Source organism: Burkholderia pseudomultivorans, assembly GCF_902499075.1.
GTDB classification, from domain to species: Bacteria; Pseudomonadota; Gammaproteobacteria; order Burkholderiales; family Burkholderiaceae; genus Burkholderia; species Burkholderia pseudomultivorans.
The window spans coordinates 23,964-43,139 of record NZ_CABVPP010000033.1; the positions used below are offsets into that span (position 1 = coordinate 23,964).

14 protein-coding genes are annotated in these 19,176 nt (G+C 63.0%); 12 read left to right on the top strand and 2 right to left on the bottom strand.

The window, feature by feature from the left end:
• The first annotated feature begins 74 nt into the window (after positions 1-74).
• On the top strand, positions 75-1,232 hold the full coding sequence (locus BST28156_RS20795) for a porin (protein WP_244131328.1): 1,158 nt from the start codon (positions 75-77) through the stop codon (positions 1,230-1,232).
• On the opposite strand, the gene BST28156_RS34805 is transcribed toward BST28156_RS20795, so the two are convergent.
• On the bottom strand, positions 1,223-1,531 hold the full coding sequence (locus tag BST28156_RS34805) for a hypothetical protein (RefSeq protein ID WP_254596405.1): 309 nt from the start codon (positions 1,529-1,531) through the stop codon (positions 1,223-1,225). The two genes, BST28156_RS20795 and BST28156_RS34805, sit on opposite strands and share 10 nt — an antisense overlap.
• On the opposite strand from BST28156_RS34805, the gene BST28156_RS20800 reads away from it, so the two are divergent.
• A complete protein-coding gene (locus BST28156_RS20800) occupies positions 1,454-2,383 on the top strand; it encodes an AraC family transcriptional regulator (protein WP_254596404.1) in 930 nt (309 codons plus the stop codon). The genes BST28156_RS34805 and BST28156_RS20800 overlap by 78 nt on opposite strands.
• A gap of 319 nt (positions 2,384-2,702) precedes the next feature.
• Positions 2,703-4,124: an aldehyde dehydrogenase family protein gene (locus BST28156_RS20805; RefSeq protein WP_174903298.1), complete on the top strand. Its 1,422-nt coding sequence runs from the start codon at positions 2,703-2,705 to the stop codon at positions 4,122-4,124.
• 108 nt (positions 4,125-4,232) lie between these two features.
• Here the strand turns inward: BST28156_RS20805 and BST28156_RS20810 are convergent, their stop codons facing one another.
• Positions 4,233-5,252, bottom strand: coding sequence for an AraC family transcriptional regulator (locus BST28156_RS20810; protein WP_174903269.1), 1,020 nt, complete (start codon positions 5,250-5,252; stop codon positions 4,233-4,235).
• Positions 5,253-5,347: 95 nt separating this feature from the next.
• Here BST28156_RS20810 and BST28156_RS20815 point away from each other — a divergent pair, with 95 nt between their 5' ends.
• The 9 genes from BST28156_RS20815 to BST28156_RS20855 all read left to right on the top strand — a co-directional run bounded on the left by BST28156_RS20815 (position 5,348) and on the right by BST28156_RS20855 (position 18,761).
• A complete protein-coding gene (locus BST28156_RS20815) occupies positions 5,348-6,946 on the top strand; it encodes a xylulokinase (RefSeq protein WP_174903270.1) in 1,599 nt (532 codons plus the stop codon).
• On the top strand, positions 6,930-7,727 hold the full coding sequence (locus tag BST28156_RS20820) for an inositol monophosphatase family protein (RefSeq protein WP_174903271.1): 798 nt from the start codon (positions 6,930-6,932) through the stop codon (positions 7,725-7,727). The genes BST28156_RS20815 and BST28156_RS20820 overlap by 17 nt, the downstream gene beginning before the upstream one ends.
• A gap of 212 nt (positions 7,728-7,939) precedes the next feature.
• Positions 7,940-9,310, top strand: coding sequence for a DUF1329 domain-containing protein (locus BST28156_RS20825; RefSeq protein WP_174903272.1), 1,371 nt, complete (start codon positions 7,940-7,942; stop codon positions 9,308-9,310).
• An 83-nt stretch (positions 9,311-9,393) separates the two neighbouring features.
• Positions 9,394-11,229 (top strand): DUF1302 domain-containing protein, encoded by a 1,836-nt coding sequence (locus tag BST28156_RS20830; protein ID WP_174903273.1) that lies wholly within the window; start codon positions 9,394-9,396, stop codon positions 11,227-11,229.
• 53 nt (positions 11,230-11,282) lie between these two features.
• On the top strand, positions 11,283-13,643 hold the full coding sequence (locus tag BST28156_RS20835) for an efflux RND transporter permease subunit (RefSeq protein ID WP_174903274.1): 2,361 nt from the start codon (positions 11,283-11,285) through the stop codon (positions 13,641-13,643).
• A gap of 17 nt (positions 13,644-13,660) precedes the next feature.
• Positions 13,661-14,626 (top strand): WD40/YVTN/BNR-like repeat-containing protein, encoded by a 966-nt coding sequence (locus BST28156_RS20840; protein ID WP_174903275.1) that lies wholly within the window; start codon positions 13,661-13,663, stop codon positions 14,624-14,626.
• Between the two features lie 93 nt (positions 14,627-14,719).
• On the top strand, positions 14,720-16,138 hold the full coding sequence (locus tag BST28156_RS20845; protein WP_244131330.1) for a pyridoxal phosphate-dependent decarboxylase family protein: 1,419 nt from the start codon (positions 14,720-14,722) through the stop codon (positions 16,136-16,138).
• Between the two features lie 150 nt (positions 16,139-16,288).
• Positions 16,289-17,443: an MFS transporter gene (locus tag BST28156_RS20850; RefSeq protein WP_174903276.1), complete on the top strand. Its 1,155-nt coding sequence runs from the start codon at positions 16,289-16,291 to the stop codon at positions 17,441-17,443.
• 490 nt (positions 17,444-17,933) lie between these two features.
• Entirely contained in the window at positions 17,934-18,761 is an 828-nt protein-coding gene (locus BST28156_RS20855) for an enoyl-CoA hydratase-related protein (protein WP_174903277.1), read from the top strand.
• Positions 18,762-19,176 lie beyond the last annotated feature (415 nt).

The following is a 19,176-nucleotide window of genomic DNA, read 5'->3' on the forward strand; positions in this document are numbered from 1 at the left end:
GTGTCGTCTGATTATTTCATGTGCGGAGCGATGGAATGAAGTGTTGCAAGCGTGTTCGCGGCGTTTGCTGTGCCGTGACGGTCCTGTTCGGCGCAGGCGCGCATGCGCAGAGCAGCGTGACGCTCTACGGAGTGGTTGATGCAGGTATGCGCTATGAAACGCATGGCGTTTCATACGGGCCGGACGGCATACCGTCGTCGACCGGGCGCAAGCTGTCGATGGCGGACGGCGGCGGCTTGACCGAAAGCTACTGGGGCATCAAGGGGCAAGAGGATCTGGGTGGAGGGCTGCAGGCGCAGTTCGACCTGGAGAGTCATTTCAGCCCGGGAACGGGCCGCATCGTACCGGAGAGCTCGGAGAACTTCTTCCAGGTGGCCTACGTAGGGCTGACGTCGCCGACATTCGGTCAATTGACGTTCGGTCGCCAGTACAACGTCCCGTTTGAGGCTGTTTCGCTATCCTACGGATCGAATCTGTGGTCCGGCCCCCAGGACCCGTACTTCAATCTGTTCAAGCCGGAGCAGACCATGCTGGCGGGCTCGCGCACGAGCAACATGATTCAGTACGGCGCGCAGATCGGCGGTCTCTATCTGCTGGCGCAATACGCGCCGGGCGCTCGCGCGGGCGGCGGCGTGTCGGGCAGTCAGCTCGGCGCCGCCGTCGCATATGCGCCGGACAAGGGGCCGTTGACGTTCGGTGCGTCGTTCATGCGGAGCCGGGACGACAAGTCGCATGCGACGTTCGATATCTACACGGGCGGCGGTTCGTTGACGATCGGTCCTGCGACCTTCAACGCCGGCTATATCGTGAACGCGCGCGACAACGACTTCACATCGCTCGCGAACGGTCCGTTCAGCGACACCGATCTCGTGGCGCTCGGCATCATTTCGCCGGCACAGGTCGCGGATCCTTCGACGCCGGGCGGATTCCGCCGGCGCAGCATGGTGCTTGCAGGGTTGACCTGGCGGGCCACGCCGGTCCTGACCACCGCGTTCAATGCGTGGTGGACGACGCAGTCCGGTTACACCGCGGATTTCAACGGTCGCGCCCGCCAGTTCCAGATCATCGCCGGATATAGCCTGTCGAAACGGGACACGCTTTATGCGGAATTCGACTATGCGATTTACCGGGGCGGGGTGATCGGCGCGCAGTTGGTCGGCATCAATGGGCAGGCGCCGAGCACCGGCACCACGCAACTCGGCGCGACCATCGGGCTGCGTCACTACTTCTGAACGGAATCCTTGAGATGCGGCAGACCGCAATCAACGCGCACCGAATCGGCCGGACGGCGCGAATCCGCGACAGCGGGCAGCTCGCCTCCGCGCCCGACGCAGCTTGTCTCACGACGACGAACGTGCAGGCGCATCTGCTTCGATGCCTGGCCCAGAAGAGCCAGGAACTCGGCATTGATCCGGAGCGGCTGTGCCAGGGACTGGGCTTCAATGTCGCGGATCTGTCCGATCCGTCGTGCCGGCTTTCGTTGCGTCAGGCCGGCACGATGATCCGGCGCATGCTCGAGTGCGCGCCGCACTGTGCGGTCGGTCTCGAACTGGCGATGAGCGAGACGATCGCATCGATCGGAATGGTCGGTTATGCGATGCTGACCGGCCCGACATTGAAGGATGCGCTTGTAGCATGCGCGGCGTTCCAGGCGCACACAGGCGCGCTGATGCATTTCGACGTGATGTCGGGGATGCGGACGATGTCGATCGGCGCCGCCAATATCTTCTTCGCGCGTGAGCTCGAAGCGTTTCTCGTCGAGGAGGCGTTCGGTAAATTCCTGAATATCGGGCGCGCGCTCTCCGGCGCGGCGTTTCGGCCCGAGGCGGTTCACGTCGTCTATCCGCGTCCGGATTACGCGGAACACTATGAGCGCGTGTTCCAGTGCCCGATCCTGTTCGGGCAGCCACGCAACGTGTTTGCCTTCGACGCCGCATGGGGACGCCAGCCGATCGCGACGCACGATCCGCTGACGCACCGTCAGGTGATCGAGTCTTTGCGCCAGGCGTCGCGGGATGGATGCCGGAGCAGCGAATTTCTCGAATCGATCGAACGGATCCTGCGGCGCGATTTGCGGCGCGCGCCGTCGCTCGACGAGGTCGCGGTACAACTGTGCATGAGCGAGCGCACGCTGCGGCGGCGGCTCGTCGACGAGCGCGTGTCCTATCGGGTTGTGCTCGACACGGTGCGCAAGACACACGCATTCATGCTGCTCGACGATTCGCGCGTATCGGTGGAGACGGTGGCGCGCGAGGTCGGCTTCAGCGATGCGCGCAGTTTCAGGCGCGCGTTCAAGCGATGGACGGGCCGTGGGCCGCGCGAGCGGGGCGAACCTGGATCGGGGTGGGTGGGCACCGGCGACGCTGCTGCGGGCGACAGGTGATGGGCGGAGCACGATGCGCCGGAACTCGCGATGCGATGCCGTAACGAATCGGATAACAAAATGATCTCGGGCCGGGACTCAAACCGGCAACGTCGTGCCGCGATGTCCCGATACAACCAATATGTGGCCTTATCGCACCATCTCCGATATTTCGCCGTCGGTACACTCGATCGCGAGTAAGCGACGCGCACGCAAGGCGCCAGGCCGTCGTCGAGAACGACCCGCGTCGCCCCGGTTTGCCGGCTGCCGCGACCCCGTCGTGCCCGGCGGCGCGCCCGCAAGCGGTTAACGTAAACGCCCGGAAGGGAGGACATCGATGGTGAAGCGTTACGACAGGTTTTTTATTGGCGGACAATGGGTCGCGCCGCATGGCGGCGGCAGCGCGGAGGTCGTCAATCCGGCGACGGAAGCGGTGATCGGGGTCGTGCCGCTCGGCGATGCCGAAGATGCCGGGCGCGCGGTCGCCGCCGCCAAGGCCGCCTTTGCAGGCTGGTCCGCTACGCCGCCGCGCGAAAGAAGCCAATGCCTGCAGCGCGCGCTATACGCGCTGAGCCGCCGCGCGGCGGAACTGGCGCGACTCATGACCGACGAGGTTGGTACGCCCATCTCGTTCTCGCGGCTCGCGCAGACCGGATTACCGGTCGCATCGCTGGGGTCGGCTTCGCAACTGGCGGCGCAACTCGGTGCCGTCGAACGTCTCGGCAACTCGGAGATCACGAAGGAGCCCGTCGGCGTCGTCGCGTGCATTACGCCATGGAACTATCCACTGCATCAGATCGTCGCGAAGGTGGCGCCCGCGCTCGCGGCCGGCTGTACGGTCGTGGTCAAACCGTCCGAAGTCGCGCCGCTCAATGCATTCGTGTTCGCGGAAATCATCGAATCGGCGGGATTTCCGCCGGGCGTGTTCAACCTTGTGAGCGGTCTCGGAAATACGGTAGGGGAGGCGCTGGTATCGCACCCGGATGTCGACATGGTCTCGTTCACCGGGTCGACCGCGGCGGGCAGACGTGTGTCCGAACTCGCTTCCGGCACGGTGAAGCGGGTTGCGCTGGAACTCGGCGGGAAGTCCGCCTGCATCGTGCTGGACGACGCCGATTTCGACGTCGCGATTCCGGCGGCGGTTCAGGCGTGCTTCGTCAACGCGGGGCAAACGTGCGCGGCGTTGACGCGCCTGCTGGTGCCGGAGGCGCTCCGCGAACGGGCAGAGAAGATTGCCGTTGCCGCCGCGGCATCGGTGCGGCTCGGTGCGCCGCAAGACGAGGATGTCGCGATGGGTCCACTGGTGTCGGCGACGCAGCGCCAGCGCGTGCGCGACTATATCGCGCTTGGCGTCGCCGAGGGGGCCGAACTGCTCGTGGGAGGGGCCGACGCGCCGGACGGGCTGGAAACCGGGTACTACGTCAGGCCGACGATTTTCGGCAAGGTGCGCAATGAAATGCGTATCGCCCAGGAGGAGATCTTCGGCCCGGTGCTCAGCATCATTCCGTACAAGGATGACGCCGACGCCGTGCGGATCGCCAACGACAGCCCGTACGGGCTGGGCGGCGGAGTGTGGAGCGGTGACCTTGCGCGGGCACGGCGCGTGGCCGCGAGGATGCGGACGGGGCAAGTCGAGATCAATGGTGGCAAGTTCAATCCGCTGGCGCCGTTCGGCGGATTCAAGCAGTCGGGAAACGGCCGCGAGCTGGGCGCCTACGGTCTTGCCGAATATCTGGAGACGAAGTCGCTTCAGCTTCCTTGAAGCCGACACGGCAGTGCCCGGCGTCGCGACGGACCGTGGCGCGCGCGAAACGCGCCGCGCACGCTCTTTCTCGGGCACCGGCGCTGCCGTTTTTTTTGCCGCGCGCCGCTATCGCCTGCCGGCGTCGGATTCGCTCGGCAGTTGCCCGGTCCAGCGGACATAGGCTTTGGAAAAGTTGCTCGGATTGTCGTAGCCGATCGACTCGGCAATCTTTCCCCACGACCACCCCATGTGGCGCAGTTCCTGCACGCGCTCGAGCCGGATTTCGTCGAGCAGTTGGAGGAATCTGAACCCTTCGCTTTCGAGATGCCGTCGCAAGGTGCGGCTGCTCACATTCAGAAAACGTGCGACCTCGTCGACGCCGGGCGAGTGCTCCACGTTCGCACGCAAATAGCGTCGTGTCGTCGCGATGAAGTCGCTCTCGACGGTCGGCTGACGCAGCATCGGTTCGATCTGCCCAAGCACGTAGGCGCTAAAGCTAGGATGCCATGTCGGCAGTTCCAGATCGAGGCAATGAGGGGGGCAAGTCATGACATTCTGCCGAGCGTCGAACCGCACGGGACAGCCGAACACCTCCTCATAAAGGCCGTATTCGGCTGGGCGCGGGTAGGTGAAGTCGACCCGGCTCAGTTTGAACTGCGCGCCGAGCAGATTTCTCGAGATGGTCATGATCGTCGCGAACGCCTCGTCGATCCAGTGCCGCTCGACTTCATGCGTGTCCGGATATTTCGGCCCGACGACGCAGCGAAAGTAACTGGGAGATTCCTCGAACGAGAAAGTCGTTAGCGCGCCGGCGGTTTGCTGGTGCCGAATCCCATAGCTGAGCGCTTCCCGGTAGGTTCTGAACGCATACATCGCGAGACCGACCAGACCGAGGCAGAGGATCGTCTGCTTCATGCCCGATTTCAGCCCGACCGGCACGCCAGGCAAGGCGGCTTCCACGCGCTGCAGGAATTTTCTGGATTGCGCATACGAAACGAGGATGTCGTGTCGTTCCAGATCGTTTAGGGAAAACCCGAGACCGCGGAACAGACGGCCTACCGCGATCCCGTGTTCACGGGCGACGAGCGTCAAGCCCCGGATGATGTTCGGCGGCGCGTCGGCGATGGTTTCCGTGCGGATGTCCATGACGGACATGCTTGCATGAGCGTGTGGCCAAAATCAACCAATCGATGACCTCAATTGACTACCAGATAATTTTTTGTCGTCTCTAGACTTGGGCCATGAAAAAGCACCGATACGTTCTCTCCGTGGACCTCGGGACGAGCGGCCCGAAAGCGGTACTCGTCAGCGAGTCCGGCCGGGTGGCCGGCGCCGGCCGGGCCTATGTGAATACCCTGGCGGTTGGCGATCGGGGCGCGGAACAGGTGCCCGACGCGATTTGGGCGGCCGTGAAGGACGCGGTCGGGAGTGCGGTCTCTGGAGCGAACGTCGAGGCCGACGAGATCGTCGCGATGATTTGTTCGAGCCAGTATTCGTCGATCGTTCCTGTCGACGCGAGCGGGCAGGCGCTTGCCAACATGATCCTGTGGACGGATGGGCGAGGAACCAAGGCGAGGTTGGCCGCGGAATATCGCGGGGCCCGCAAGCTCGACAAGCCCTGGCAACTGGCGAACTGGCTGAGACTGCACGGCCTAGCTCCGCTCATGAGCGGCATGTCGCTGAACCACATGCGCTACTTCCGGTTCGCGTGCCCGGAGATTTACGAGCGGACGTATCGCTTTCTCGAGCCGATGGACTATCTGGGCATGAAGCTGTCGGGGCGGATGTGCACGACGCAAGGCAGCACGCTTATGTCGCTGACGGTGGACAACCGCAGGCTGACAGCCGGCGAATACCATCCGACCTTGCTGCGATACGCGCACGTCGACCGGGAGAAACTGCCGGAACTGGTGCCGACCACCACCGTGCTGGGGCACCTGTTGCCGGATGTCGCCGCCGAGCTGGGATTGTCGACGAGCACGCGGGTCGTCGTCGGGCTGAGCGACACTGCGGCGGGCGCGATGGGCGGGATGGCCTTCACGGGTGGCCATGCCGGAATCTGCATCGGCACGTCCGGCGTGATGGTCACGCATACGGAATCCATGAAGACTTCCGTGCGCGACAGTCTTTTTACGATGCCGTCGCCGGACGAGCGCAAGTATCTGGCGATCGCCGAGAACGGGATGTCGGGCGCGGCGCTGGACCGCTTCCTGCGAAACATCGTGTTCCCGAACGACGCGTTCGCGGAATTCAGGGAAAAGCGTCCTGCCGAGTTGTATGCGGCGCTGGATGCGGTGCTGGACAACGTCGACGCGGGTGCCGGCGGCCTCATCTTCCTTCCCTGGCTGGGCGGCACGATGGCGCCAAAGGCGAGCAGCGACATGCGCGGCGGCTTCATCAACATGAACGGTCAGACGACGAGGAGCCACATGGCGAGAGCGGTGCTGGAAGGGCTCGCATTCAACCTGCGCTGGGTACGCAAGCCGCTCGAGGAATTCGTCGGCCGCCGGTTCACGCATTTCAACTTCTATGGCGGCGGGGCGAATTCGGCATTCATGGCTCAGACGCTTGCCGACGTCATGGGCAGTCCGATTCACCAGATGGCGAATCCGCAATATGTAAATTCGATTGGAGCGGCGATGCTGGCGTTCGAGCGGATCGGCGAGATCGGGATTGCCGACTTCTCCAGAAATCTGTCGATCAGGGCGGAGTTCGAGCCGACCAGCGCGTTGAAGGACGTCTACGACGACATGTTCGACACGTTCGAATCGGCATTCGACGCTACCCGCCGTCTATACCGGAAAATCAGGAGCTCAAACGGCCATGAAGCACACCATTGACGAGCTGATCGATCGTGCGGTGCGTGTCGTTCATGATGCGGGAGACATCGCGCTCCGGTATTTCCGTTCACGGATGAAGATAGACGACAAGCATTCGCGTGGCGTATTCGATCCGGTCACCGAAGCCGACCGGCGCATCGAAAAGTTCATCCGCGAGGCGCTGTCGAGCGTCGATCCGGGCTTGGCCGTGATCGGCGAGGAGTACGGGCGCTCCGGTGACGGGGACAGCTACTGGATCGTCGACCCGATCGACGGCACGAGGGCATTCATTTGCGGCGTGCCGCTATGGGGGATCCTCGTGGGCCTCGTCATCGATGGCGTGCCGGTCGGCAGCGTCATGTACCAGCCTTTTACCGGCGAAACGTACATCTCCGACTCGAGCGGGCCGCGCTTGTTCCACCGCAATGCCGTGGTCGCGATTCGCACGTCGGCGTGCCGATCGGTCTCCGAGGCGATCGCGTACAGCCTGGACCCGCGCCTCATCGAGCGCGCGAACCTGATGCAGCCGTTTTCGCGGCTGATGGAGCAATGCAGGATGCTTCGCTGGGGCGGCGACTGCTACAGCTTTGCGATGGTCGCACTCGGCTGCGTCGATCTCGTCGTCGAAGCCGGGCTTGAACCCTACGACGTCGTGCCGCTGATTCACCTCGTCGAATCCGCCGGCGGCGTCGTGACCGATCTGAATGGCGTTCGCCCGATGAACGGAGGAATCGTGGTGGCCGCCGCGAACCGCGAGTTGCACGAGGCCGCCCTGACGATCTTCCACGAATCGGCAGCCTGACTCGTCGCCCGGAGTCTGCGGCGGCGCAACGGTTGCGTAGCGGACGGGAGCAGGTATGAATTGCGTAGAGCCGGTATTCATTCAATAAGAAATCCTTGTGTGTGAAAGAGGTGGCGGAGACGGCAGCCGAACGCATGACCCGCATAGGTACGCGAGCCGATCTCGCGGAATGGGCGAAATGGTCGAGGATTGGTGGAACAGGACGGAGAACGATGATGAGAAATAGAACAGGCGGAATCATGTCGGCTGCCCTGGCGGCGGCTTGGCTGTGCATGACCGCAAGCGCGGTCGCGGCGGACGATCTCAGCCCCGTGGGTGCCGAGCGCGCGGCCAGCAAGGACGGGCTCGTGCCTGCGCTTGCCGGCCGGCAGGCGCCGCAATCGGGTTGGGAGTACGGGAAAACGCGCGGGGATTTCTGGAAGCATCGCAACGAGAAGCCGCTGTATACCATCGATGGGTCGAGCGTCGACAAGTACGCCGACAAGTTGTCGCCCGGCCAGATCGCACTCGTGAAGCAGATGAAAGGCTACCGGATGGACGTCTACCCGTCGCATCGCGAATGCCAGTTGCCGGATGCTGCCGAGCAGAATTCGAAGGCGAATCTCGCTGCGGCAAAGCTCGGGCCATCTGGCGAAACGGTCCAGACGGCAGCATTCCCCGGTGTGGCGTTCCCGCAGCCGAAGACCGGCGCGGAAGCGATTCTCAACTTTGAAACGCGGTATCGCGGACAAGCGATCGAATGGTCGCCGGTCGTCACGTCCGTTTCGCCACGTCCGGGAAACAATGACTGGATCGAAATCGGTGGCACGCAGCTTTTCTATACTCCGACCGGCAAGGACGGCAAGACGACGCCGCAGGATGTCGATCAGCTCAGCCTCGCGGGCTACTTCTCGGCCGCGATGCCGGCCGCGCTGGCCGGGCAAGCGCTCGTGCAGCGTCAGTATTTCGACAAGGATTCCGATACGTACTACTACTTTCCGGGGCAACGCCGGGTGCGGCGCATGCCGGCCTACGTGCACGACGCGCCGCAGATCGGCTTCGAGAACCAGTATCTGATCGACGAAGTCAACATGTTCAACGGGTCGATCGACCGCTTCAACTGGAAGCTGGTCGGCAAGCGCGAAATGATCGTGCCGTACAACGCGTTCGGCATGTACGACTTCAAACGCAAGCTGCGCGATGTCGCGACGCCGAACGGGATCGCCGCCGACGGCCGGCGTTACGAAGTGCACCGCGTGTGGGTCGTCGAGGCGACTCTCAAGCCGACCGCGCGGCACGCGTCGTCGAAGAAGGTGTTTTATCTGGACGAGGATAGCTGGCTGGCGCTCGTCGGCGAGGACTACGACGCGCAGGGCAAGCTGTGGAAGGTGCGGGAAAGCTACCCGATTCCGGTATGGGAACTCGGCGGTGCCTGCGACAACGAGCCATTCGTGCAGTACGACCTGAGTAACGGTCGCTATGTGTTCGACGGATCGTCGATCGGCCAGGGCAAGGACATTCGTTGGTACAAGGAAACCGGCGATCCGCGCTTCAAGCCCGATTTCTTTACGGCGGAATCGCTGAGATCCGTCAGCGAGCGCTAGGCGCGCGGCATGACCGGCAGTTCCGGTGCGCGCCGCCGGCGCGCACCGGGATCCAACAAGAGGGTCACGGGGAGGCGACGTAAATGAGAATAACAGTCAGGAATACGACATTGTCGATGGTCGTTCTCGGTGCGGCGACGTCGACCGCATACGGATACGATTTCACGGTCGGAAACAGTGATATTCAGGGCTCTTGGGTAACCAACTTGACGGCCGGCATGGGTATTCGAACGAAGAGCCCGAGCTGTTCGCTCACGGGCGATCCGAACTCGTATGGCTGCGGCGCGGCCGCGAACGTCGCGCAATGGGGGTACGCCGACAACGGCGACCTGAACTACCGCAAGGGCCAGCCGTTCAGCACTTACGTCGGCGCGACCAGCGAACTGCTGCTGAAGATGCCGAGCGAAGGGCTGAAGTTCATGGTGCGCGGCACCGGTATGTATGACTTCCTGGCCGGCAATACGGCGAGAACGCCGCTATCGAGCACCGCGTCCGCGCAGGTGGTCTACAACGCGCAACTGCTCGACCTATGGGGGCAGAAGGACTTTACGATCGGCGGACACAGCGCGCACATTCGACTCGGCAATCAGGTGATCAACTGGGGCGAGAGCATGTTCGCGCAGGGCGGCATCAACGCGACCAATTCGCTGGACGTGCAGAAGCTGCTGATTCCGGGCTCGCAGCTCAAGCAGGCGCTGCTGCCGGCACCGATGGCGAGCTTCGCCGCGGATCTGTCGCACGGCTTCAGCACCGAGGCCTATTACCAGTTCCAGTGGAACGGCAACCGCTATCCGCCGGTGGGCTCGTACTGGTCGGTGACGAACCTGTTCGGGCGCGGCGCGGAGCCGTTTACGATCAGCACGAACAATCTCAACGTGGCCGGGCCGAGTGCCGGCACGATCGCCAACGCGACCGGTGGCGGCGCGGCCGGCAACCAGACCACGCTCGAAGGAATCAAGAACGGGCTCGTCAACGGCGAGTATGCGGGGCCGCCGTTCAACGACATCGGCCTGCCGTCGATGACGAACCTGCCGGCGAAGTATCGGCCGCAGTTCGGCGTGAAGTTCAATTACACGCCGCGCTCGTTCGACGCGAACTTCGCGTTCTACTACCTGAACTACACGGACAAGTCGCCGGTGCTGGCGTCGCTCGCGAACGGCAGCGAGCAGTGGACCTATCTCGCGCGGCGCCAGTTGTTCGGCGTCAGCGCGAACTTCGGGCTCGGTCCGTGGGCGATCGGCACAGAGCTATCGTACCGGCCACGCGACGCGGTCGCGCTGTCGAGCTGCTATGGTGCGGGCGGCCCGCTCGATCTGAACACGAACGGCGTGTCGGGCATCAATTGCCAGCAGTGGGCCGACAAGAAGAAATTCCAGTACGACCTGAACGGGCTGCTGGCGCTCACGCGCAGCGAGTATCCGTTCCTGAGGTGGATCGGTGCCGATTCGGCGGCGCTTACCTGGGAACTGACGTGGATTTACTACCCGGGACTGAATTCGAACGGCGTCACCCGCACGATCGACGGGCAGACGGTCACGCAGGTGCCGGCCGCCGGTTACATGCCGTGGCTGAACTATGGGTCGGGGTTGGGCTATCCGATCACCGCCGCGCAGGGCACGTCCAGTTCGCTGGGCGCGACGATCGACTTCAACTGGACTTACGACGGCACGCTGATCCGCGGGTGGCAGGTCACGCCGGGCGTGACGTTTTCCGACGGCCTCTACGGCTACACGCCCACGTTCACCGCGAATTACATGCAGGGCGCAAAGTCGCTGAACGTCTACGTGCTGTTCAATCAGAACCCGCCGAACTGGCAGGCCGGCATCAATTTCACCGCGTTTTTCGGCGGCCACCAGACGGTGGGGCAGCCGTATGCGGACCGGAATTTCGTCGGGATGTTCGTCACCCGGAATTTCTGATGGCGGGCAGTCTTGCCCAATGCGTCGCGGCAATACATGAAGGGGAAAATGTCGTGCTTAATCGTCTGGTCGGCCATCTGGAGCAGCTTTTTTTCGGTCATCGCGCGGTCGTGCTTGCGGCGATCGGCCTGTTTACCGCGGTCATGGCCGTGTTCGCCGTGCAATTGCGCATGGATGCCGGGTTCGAAAAGCAGATGCCGATCGGACACGAATACATTCGCACGTTTCAGCAATACCGGAACGACCTGCTCGGCGCGAACCGGATCACGGTCGTCGTGCGTGCCAGAAAGGGCGCCATCTGGACGAAGGAAGGACTGACGCGGCTCTACAACGTCACGCAAGCTGTCACGTACCTGCCGAACGTGGATCGGATCGGCGTGCAGTCGCTATGGACGCCGAACGCTTACGTGAATGAGATCACCGACGAAGGCTTTCGGGCCGAGCCGATCATTTCCGGCACGATCACGCCCGATCAACTGACACCGGCGATCGTCGCGCAGATCCGGCACGCGACGACGCTCGGCGGCTACGTCGGTACGCTCGTGTCGCACGGCGAGGACAGCGCGATGATCACAGCCGAGCTGAACGAGCGCGACGGGGCCGGCAAGGTGATCGATTACGTGGCGTTCAACCATCTGCTCGAACAGAAGGTGCGCAAGCCGTTCGAGGATGCCGGCTACGAGATCCAGATCATCGGCTTCGCGAAGCAGATCGGCGACATTGCCGACGGCGCGACGGCCGTGCTCGGCTTCTGCGGTATCGCGCTGCTGCTGACGGTGCTCGCGGTGTACTGGTATTGTCATTCGGTACGGTTCACGGTGCTGCTGATCGTCTGTTCGCTGACGTCGCTGGTCTGGCAGTTCGGCACGCTGAAGCTGCTCGGCTTCGGCCTCGATCCGCTCGCAGTGCTGGTGCCGTTCCTGGTGTTCGCGATCGGCGTATCGCACGGCGTGCAGCAGGTGAATTTCATCGTGCGCGAGATTTCGCACGGGCACAGTTCGTACGTCGCCGCGCGGCGCAGCTTCAGCGGGCTGCTGATTCCGGGCGTCCTGGCGCTCGTCACCGCGTTCGTGTCGTTCGTCACGCTGCTGCTGATCCCGATTCCGATGGTGCGCGAACTCGCTGTCACCGCGTCGCTCGGTGTCGCGTACAAAATCGCGACGAACCTGATTCTGCTGCCGGTGGCCGCATCTTGCTTCAACTTCTCGAAGCGCTACGCGGACGGCGCGCTCAAGCGCGCGCAGCAGCGCGCAAGGCCGTTGCGTATGCTGGCGCGGATCGCCGAGCCGAGATATGCGGGCCCGACCGTCGTGTTGACCGTCGCGATCTTCGCGTTCGCCGCGTGGCAAAGCCGCGATCGCGTGATCGGCACGTTGCAGCCGGGTGCGCCGGAGCTGCGCGAGGACGCACGCTTCAACCGCGACGCCACGTCGATCGCCGGCAACTACGACATGGGCCTCGACTGGCTGACGGTCGCGATCGAATCGACCGGCAACGCGTGTGACAACCCGGCGGTGGGGCTCTACGAGGACGATTTCACGAACGCCATGCGTACCGAGCCGGGCGTGGTGTCGGTGCAGTCGTACTCGGCAATGCTGCGCCGCTACAACCAGGGCTACAACGAGGACTACCCGAAGATGAGCGTTGTGCCGATCGATCCGGGGAACTACGGCGCGGTGTCGGTCGATGTGGGCCGGATGAAAGGCTTCATGAAGAGCGACTGCAGCATGACGGCCGTGCACCTGTTCCTGACCGATCACAAGGCGACGACGATCAACCGCGTTCTCGACGACGTGAAGGCATACCGGTCGCTGCATCCGTTCCCCGGCGTGACCGTGCGTCTCGCGGCGGGCAATGCAGGCGTGCTGGCCGCCATCAACGAGGAGGTGGCGCACAGCGAGCTGCCAATGATGCTGTATGTCTATGCCGCCATCCTGATTCTCGTGTTCCTCGCGTACCGCGACTGGCGCGCGATGCTGGCTTGCTGCCTGCCGCTGACGGTGGCGACCTTCATTGGCTATGGATTCATGAAGGCGCTGCAGATCGGGCTGACGGTGGCGACGCTGCCGGTGATGGTGCTGGCGGTGGGCATCGGCGTCGATTACGCGTTCTACATCTACAACCGGCTGCAGGTGCATCTCGCCGGCGGGCTGGACATCGTGGAGGCGGTTCGGCACGCGATGCTCGAGGTGGGTGTGGCGACGATCTTCACCGCGATCACGCTGGCGATCGGCGTCGCAACATGGAGTTTCTCGGCGCTCAAGTTCCAGGCGGACATGGGCAAGCTGCTCGCGTTCATGTTCGTCGTCAACCTGCTGATGGCGATGACGGCGCTGCCGGCGCTTGCGTCGCTGCTGGAGCGCGGGTTTCCGCGCCGCAAGCCGGCGCGTGCGTCCAGCCTTTTCAGTCACTGATTCACGGAGATCCGGTCATGATCAAGACGATCGTCGCGTGCGCGCTGCTGTGCATCGGTGTGGCGACCTTGGCCCAGGCCGCCGGCACGGTGGCCGACAGCGTGGCGAGACCTGCCCACGCATGGGTAGCCCCCACCCGCATGATGCTGCTGGATGCGACGCGCGCAGGTACTCGCGTCGTCGCGGTGGGCGAGCACGGCGTGGTGTTGCTGTCCGACGACGACGGCGCGACGTGGCGGCAGGCCGGCAAGGTGCCGGTGTCGGCCACGCTGTCGGCCGTTACCTTCGTCGATGCGCAGCACGGTTGGGCTGTCGGCCAGTGGGGCGTGATTCTCGCGACCGACGACGGCGGCGAAACGTGGCGCAAGCAGCGCATCGACATCTCGGTCGATCAGCCGTTGTTCTCGGTGCTGTTCACGAATGCGCGTGACGGGATCGCGGTGGGTCTGTGGTCGCTGGTGCTCGCGACGCACGACGGTGGCCAGACATGGATGCGGATCGCCGTGCCGAAGCCGCCGGGCAGCGCCAAGGCGGATCGCAACCTGTACCACGTGTTCGCGGACGGCCAGGGAGCGCTGTACGTCGCATCCGAGCAGGGCATGGTGCTGAAGTCCACCGACGGCGGCGCGAACTGGGTCTATCTGTCGACGGGCGGCAAGGGGACGCTGTGGGCGGGGGTGGCGCTGCGCGACGGACGCGTCGTCGTGGGCGGCTTGCTGGGCAGCCTGTACCAGAGCGCCGACGGCGGCACGACGTGGCAAGCGCTGAATCCACCGACCCAAAGTTCGATTACCGATCTGATCGCCACTCGAAGTGGATGGATGGGCATTGGGCTCGACGGACTCGTGCTGAACCAGCGCGCGTACGGCACGGCGATCGACGTGGCCCAGCGTCCGGATCGCGCGCCCTTGACCGCAGTGCTGATCGGAGCGCGCGGCAAGCCGGTCTGGTTTTCGCAGGAAGGGGTGCTGGACATGCCCTGAGCCGGCGGGGCGGCCGCGGCGGACGCTGTGTTCCGTCCGGTGCCGAGCGGGCAGCTCCGGAAATTCTTCGTCACTTTCAATTGGAGTCAGGTTGTGATCGATCCGAAAATGGTTAAAGAGATGCTCTATCCGTACGCGGACAGGTTCGGCACTATTTCCGGCTTTCCGGAAGCTGGTCTGGACAAGTCGGAAATCCTCGAGCAGATCCGGTTCATGTCGGAGCAGGAGGACAAGGTCTGGGAGGGGGGGAAGGTTTCGGGTTCGCTGTATAGCGGCGAACACGAGCATTACCGGTTTCTCAATGAATGCTTCAGCTTCTTCAGTCATGCTAACGCGTTGCAGCGGGACCTGTGCCCGAGCATGAACCGTTTCGAGACCGAGATCATTGCGATGACGCTCGAAATGCTGAACGGGGACGCGGTCAAGGCCGCCACACCCGGCCATTCGGCGTGCGGGGTGCTTGGCTCCGGCGGCACGGAGAGCATCCTGAATGCGATGCTCGGCTATCGCGAGAAGGCTCGCTCCGAGAGGAAGATCACCCGGCCGAACATCATCTGGCCGGTCAGCGCGCATCCTGCGTTTACCAAGGCGGCCCATCTGTTCTCGATCGAGGTCGTTCCCGCGCCGCTGAACGACGACACGACGGTCGACCTCGATTTCGTCAGGGAGCACATCAACGAAAACACGATCGCCATTATCGGATCGGCAACCAACTACCCGTACGGGACGCTCGACGATATTCCTGCGCTATCGCAGATCGCGATCGAGAAGAACGTGTGGCTGCACGTCGACGGTTGCCTGGGCGGCTGGATTCTGCCGTGGGGCCAGCAACTCGGTTTCCCGAACATTCCCGTTTTCGATTTCCGGCTGCCCGGTGTGACGTCCATCTCGGCCGATACGCACAAGTATGGCTACGGGCTCAAGGGAACCTCGGTGCTCGCATGGCGGGACGCATCGTTTCGCCGGTATCAGTACTACATCCTGCCCGACTGGATCGGCGGCAAGTACGCGTCGCCGGGCCTGGCGGGCAGTCGCAGCGGCGGACTGATCGCGGCGACCTGGGCGTCCATGCGCCATCTCGGCAAGGCCGGCTATCTCGAGCGGGCGAAGCGCGTTTTCGAGACTTCGCTCGCGATGCAGCAGGCCGTATCCGGCCATTCGGAGTTGAAATTGCTGGGCAAGCCGACATTCTGCTTTTCGTTCAACGCGCCAGCGTTCAATATCTATCACGTCAACGATTTCATGGTCGGGCGCGGCTGGCGTTTCAACGGTCAGCAGAATCCCGATGCGATCCACATGTGCGTGACTGGGCCGCAGACGCGCGACGGCGTGATCGATCATTTCGCCGCGGATCTCGGCGAAGCGGTGGCCTATGCACGGAAGGCGCATCCCGGGCAGCCGCGTTCCGGGGGGATCTACGGCGGCGGGGGAAGCATCGACGCGTCGGTGGTGCCGGAAGATTTTGTGCTGACTATGATTCTCGATGCCTTTACCGATGGCGTGCCCGGCTGAGCATCGCCGGTGCGCTCCCCGGCCGTCGCCGGTGCGCTGCGGCCGTTTCCGCAGGGCGGCGCGCAGGCTCGGAGACACCAGTTCGCCGCTCGTTTTCGTTTCCACAACTCATGCCGGTGCGTGCCCATGATCGACAGAGACAACTCAAGAATGATGCTCAACCAGATCGCCACGTCGATTCTCATCGGCGGGATGGCGTTGCTGATCACCGGCGTCCAGCCGATCCTGTTCGGCGCGATGGTGAACGAGAAGCGCATGACGCTCGACGTCATGGGGCTCGTCATCATGGCGGAAATCGTGGCGCTCGGCGTCGGGGCCGGACTGGCGGTGAAGTTGCCGCTGGAGCGGTTCAGGCGGATCGTGCTGGCGGCCGGCGGGCTGGTCGTGGTCGGTAACGTGCTGACCGTGCTGCCGCTTTCCCTCGTGCTGCTGTTTCTGGTCCGCAGCTTCACGGGGCTGGCGGAGGGCGTGCTGGTCTGGTCGACGGCGTGCATCATCGTCCGGACGACGTTCCCCGAGCGGAATTCGGGGATTTTCAGCATCATGCAGGTGCTGATTCAGGCCGTGTTTGCGTCCGTGCTGACGAGTCTGATCATGCCGGGCTATTCGTGGCGGGGCGGGTTCCTGTTGCTGGCCGCCGCGGTGCTCGTGTGCTCGGCGCTCGGCGCGGTGCTGCCGAAACGGCTCGGCCCGGTTGCCGAAGCGCCGCCCGGCCCGTTCGCTTGGGACGTTGCCAGATTCCTGCCGCTGATGATTGCTTTCTTCCAGCAGGCAGGGTTCGGCGCCGCGTGGGCTTATTTCGAGCCGCTCGGTCAGGATGCCGGGATGAGCAGCTTGCAGGCGGATGCGCTGATCTCGACGGTGCTGTGCGTCGAGGTCGTCGGAGGGCTGGCCGGCACGCTGATGTCGCGCCGGCTTGCGCCTGCTGCCGGCGTGCTGCTCGCGGCAGCGCTGACGGCCGTGTCGGCCATCGGCATGGGGATGGTCTCGCGCGGATCAATCGTAGCGTTCTCGGCCTTCGCGATGGTGTTCGGCTTCTTCTGGCCTTTTGTGATGCCGTATGAATTCGGGCTGGCACTCAAGTCGGATCCGTCCGGAAAGATTGCGACGCTGTTGCCGGCCGCGCAGGTGCTCGGCGTCGCTTTCGGGCCGCTGGTGGCCGCGTTGACCATCGACGGGGGGCACGTTCGCACCGCAGCAACGGTTTGTCTCGTTCTTACCGCGTGCTCGGCAGCTGCCTGCGTTGTGTCCATGTGTGGCTTGGTATGGAAGCCGCTGCATAGGTCGGTGGACCGGTCATCGTGACCTCAGGCGCTTCTTGTCATCATGCTCACTTTTGCACTTGCAGGCTGCTGAAATTCGGAGCGGTATAAACGGGCACTGCGGTCGATGCGCAGAGATATCGTGTTCATGATCTTGGGCAGATGAGCGCTATGCGTGGGACGGAAGAGATGCAAGAGCTGCAGGTTACGATAGTAAAGCTGAAGTATTTCGTGCCGGATGTTTGCTCCGCGTCGGCCATTTGGCGTCATGCCATGGCTTCGTGTCTGGCGATTCGTCACTTGTCCGGCAAGGGGGCGCAAGGACAGGATTCAGTTCCCGGATTCTGGTGATTATGTTTGCCGAGGACGCGGAAATTTTTTCTTTCGATGAGGGGCGTCACGACCGTTCGGCATACAGATCGTGAGCAGGGAAATGGGTAGTGCGTGTGAAAAAGCAGGTTGGCGAGGCGTTGGATGTTTTTTCAACGAAATTGCATTTATTTACCGTGTGATGATTAATTGGGTATAACGCCATGAGCGAGTATTTTGATGTTTCTGCTGAAGCGGGTGTCACCCATATTCGGTTGAATCGTCCCGATCGAATGAATTTGATGGATCTGAAGTTTTTTATCGATTTTCGCAATATCGTGCAGGCGCTGGACTCCAGTGGCGACACCCGGGTGCTCGTCATTAGCTCGACCGGCAAGCACTTTTCTGCGGGAATGGATCTTCATGTGTTCGCGAATATGGCGACCGAGTTCGACACCGGCAGCCCGCGAACGCGATTGGGCTTTCAGCACTCCCTCATGAGTTTGATTCACTGCTTTGACGTACTGGACACGGCGCGCTTTCCCGTCATCTGTGCTGTTCAGGGCGGTTGCATCGGGGGCGGACTTGACCTTGCCGCTGCGTGTGATATCAGGCTGTGTACCGCAGACGCGTTTTTTTGCCTGAAGGAAACTCAGATAGGTATGGCCGCCGACGTTGGCGTCCTGCAGCGCTTGCCCAAGCTCATCCCCGCCGGCGTAGCACGGCAGATGGCCTTCACCAGCGAACGGTTGGGTGCCGGACGGGCTCTGGAAGTGGGGCTGGTCAATGCGGTGCTGGATGATGCCGGCGCGTTGATGCGTCATGCGATCGATCTGGCACGCAACATTGCATCGAAATCTCCTCTTGCCGTTGCCGGAACCAAAATCGCCATGAATTTTGCTCGCGACCACGGAACAGCCGAATCTATGCAACATATGGCGCTGCTGCAAAGCGCAATCCTCGACACGTCCGACCTCTCCGAGGCCGTTGCCGCATTGCAGGAGAAGCGTGAAGCGCAGTTCGATTCTTTGCCGTCATGGCTTTCCTTTTAGTCGGCGAGTCCAGGCGCTTCGCAGTCTCGTATCTATTGCGTGACCTCTCGTCATTCTCACGAGCGCATCGCTATCGATCAGTTAGCGATGTCACTTGCCATTCCGCGTGGAAAACTCGCAGAATGGAGCGCATTCCGACAATGAATAAAGAAGGTTTCTTGCGGGCTCGTAGACCGGTCTACAAGTAATCTGCAATGGGGTTGCGCAACGCATTGTATCCGGCTTGTGGCGCTAGACAGGCGCAGGCTCATCGGACGGACCTCTGTAATGTGGTACCCGACCTGGGGATAGCCGCTTGGTCCACGGTCGAGATGTACTAGTATGTCGCTCTCGTGAAATCGGCTGCGTGAACGACAGAAACCGTTCCTGGTCGCCGCTGGGGCCATGTCGGCCTCAGTGGGGCGCGAAGATAGTA

Coding starts and splice junctions, on each gene's coding strand:
- BST28156_RS20810 (WP_174903269.1), bottom strand. CDS start 5,252: ATGGACATCCGCACGGAAACCATCGCCGACGCGCCGCCGAACATCATC.
- BST28156_RS20815 (WP_174903270.1), top strand. CDS start 5,348: ATGAAAAAGCACCGATACGTTCTCTCCGTGGACCTCGGGACGAGCGGC.
- BST28156_RS20820 (WP_174903271.1), top strand. CDS start 6,930: ATGAAGCACACCATTGACGAGCTGATCGATCGTGCGGTGCGTGTCGTT.
- BST28156_RS20825 (WP_174903272.1), top strand. CDS start 7,940: ATGATGAGAAATAGAACAGGCGGAATCATGTCGGCTGCCCTGGCGGCG.
- BST28156_RS20830 (WP_174903273.1), top strand. CDS start 9,394: ATGAGAATAACAGTCAGGAATACGACATTGTCGATGGTCGTTCTCGGT.
- BST28156_RS20840 (WP_174903275.1), top strand. CDS start 13,661: ATGATCAAGACGATCGTCGCGTGCGCGCTGCTGTGCATCGGTGTGGCG.
- BST28156_RS20850 (WP_174903276.1), top strand. CDS start 16,289: ATGATGCTCAACCAGATCGCCACGTCGATTCTCATCGGCGGGATGGCG.
- BST28156_RS20855 (WP_174903277.1), top strand. CDS start 17,934: ATGAGCGAGTATTTTGATGTTTCTGCTGAAGCGGGTGTCACCCATATT.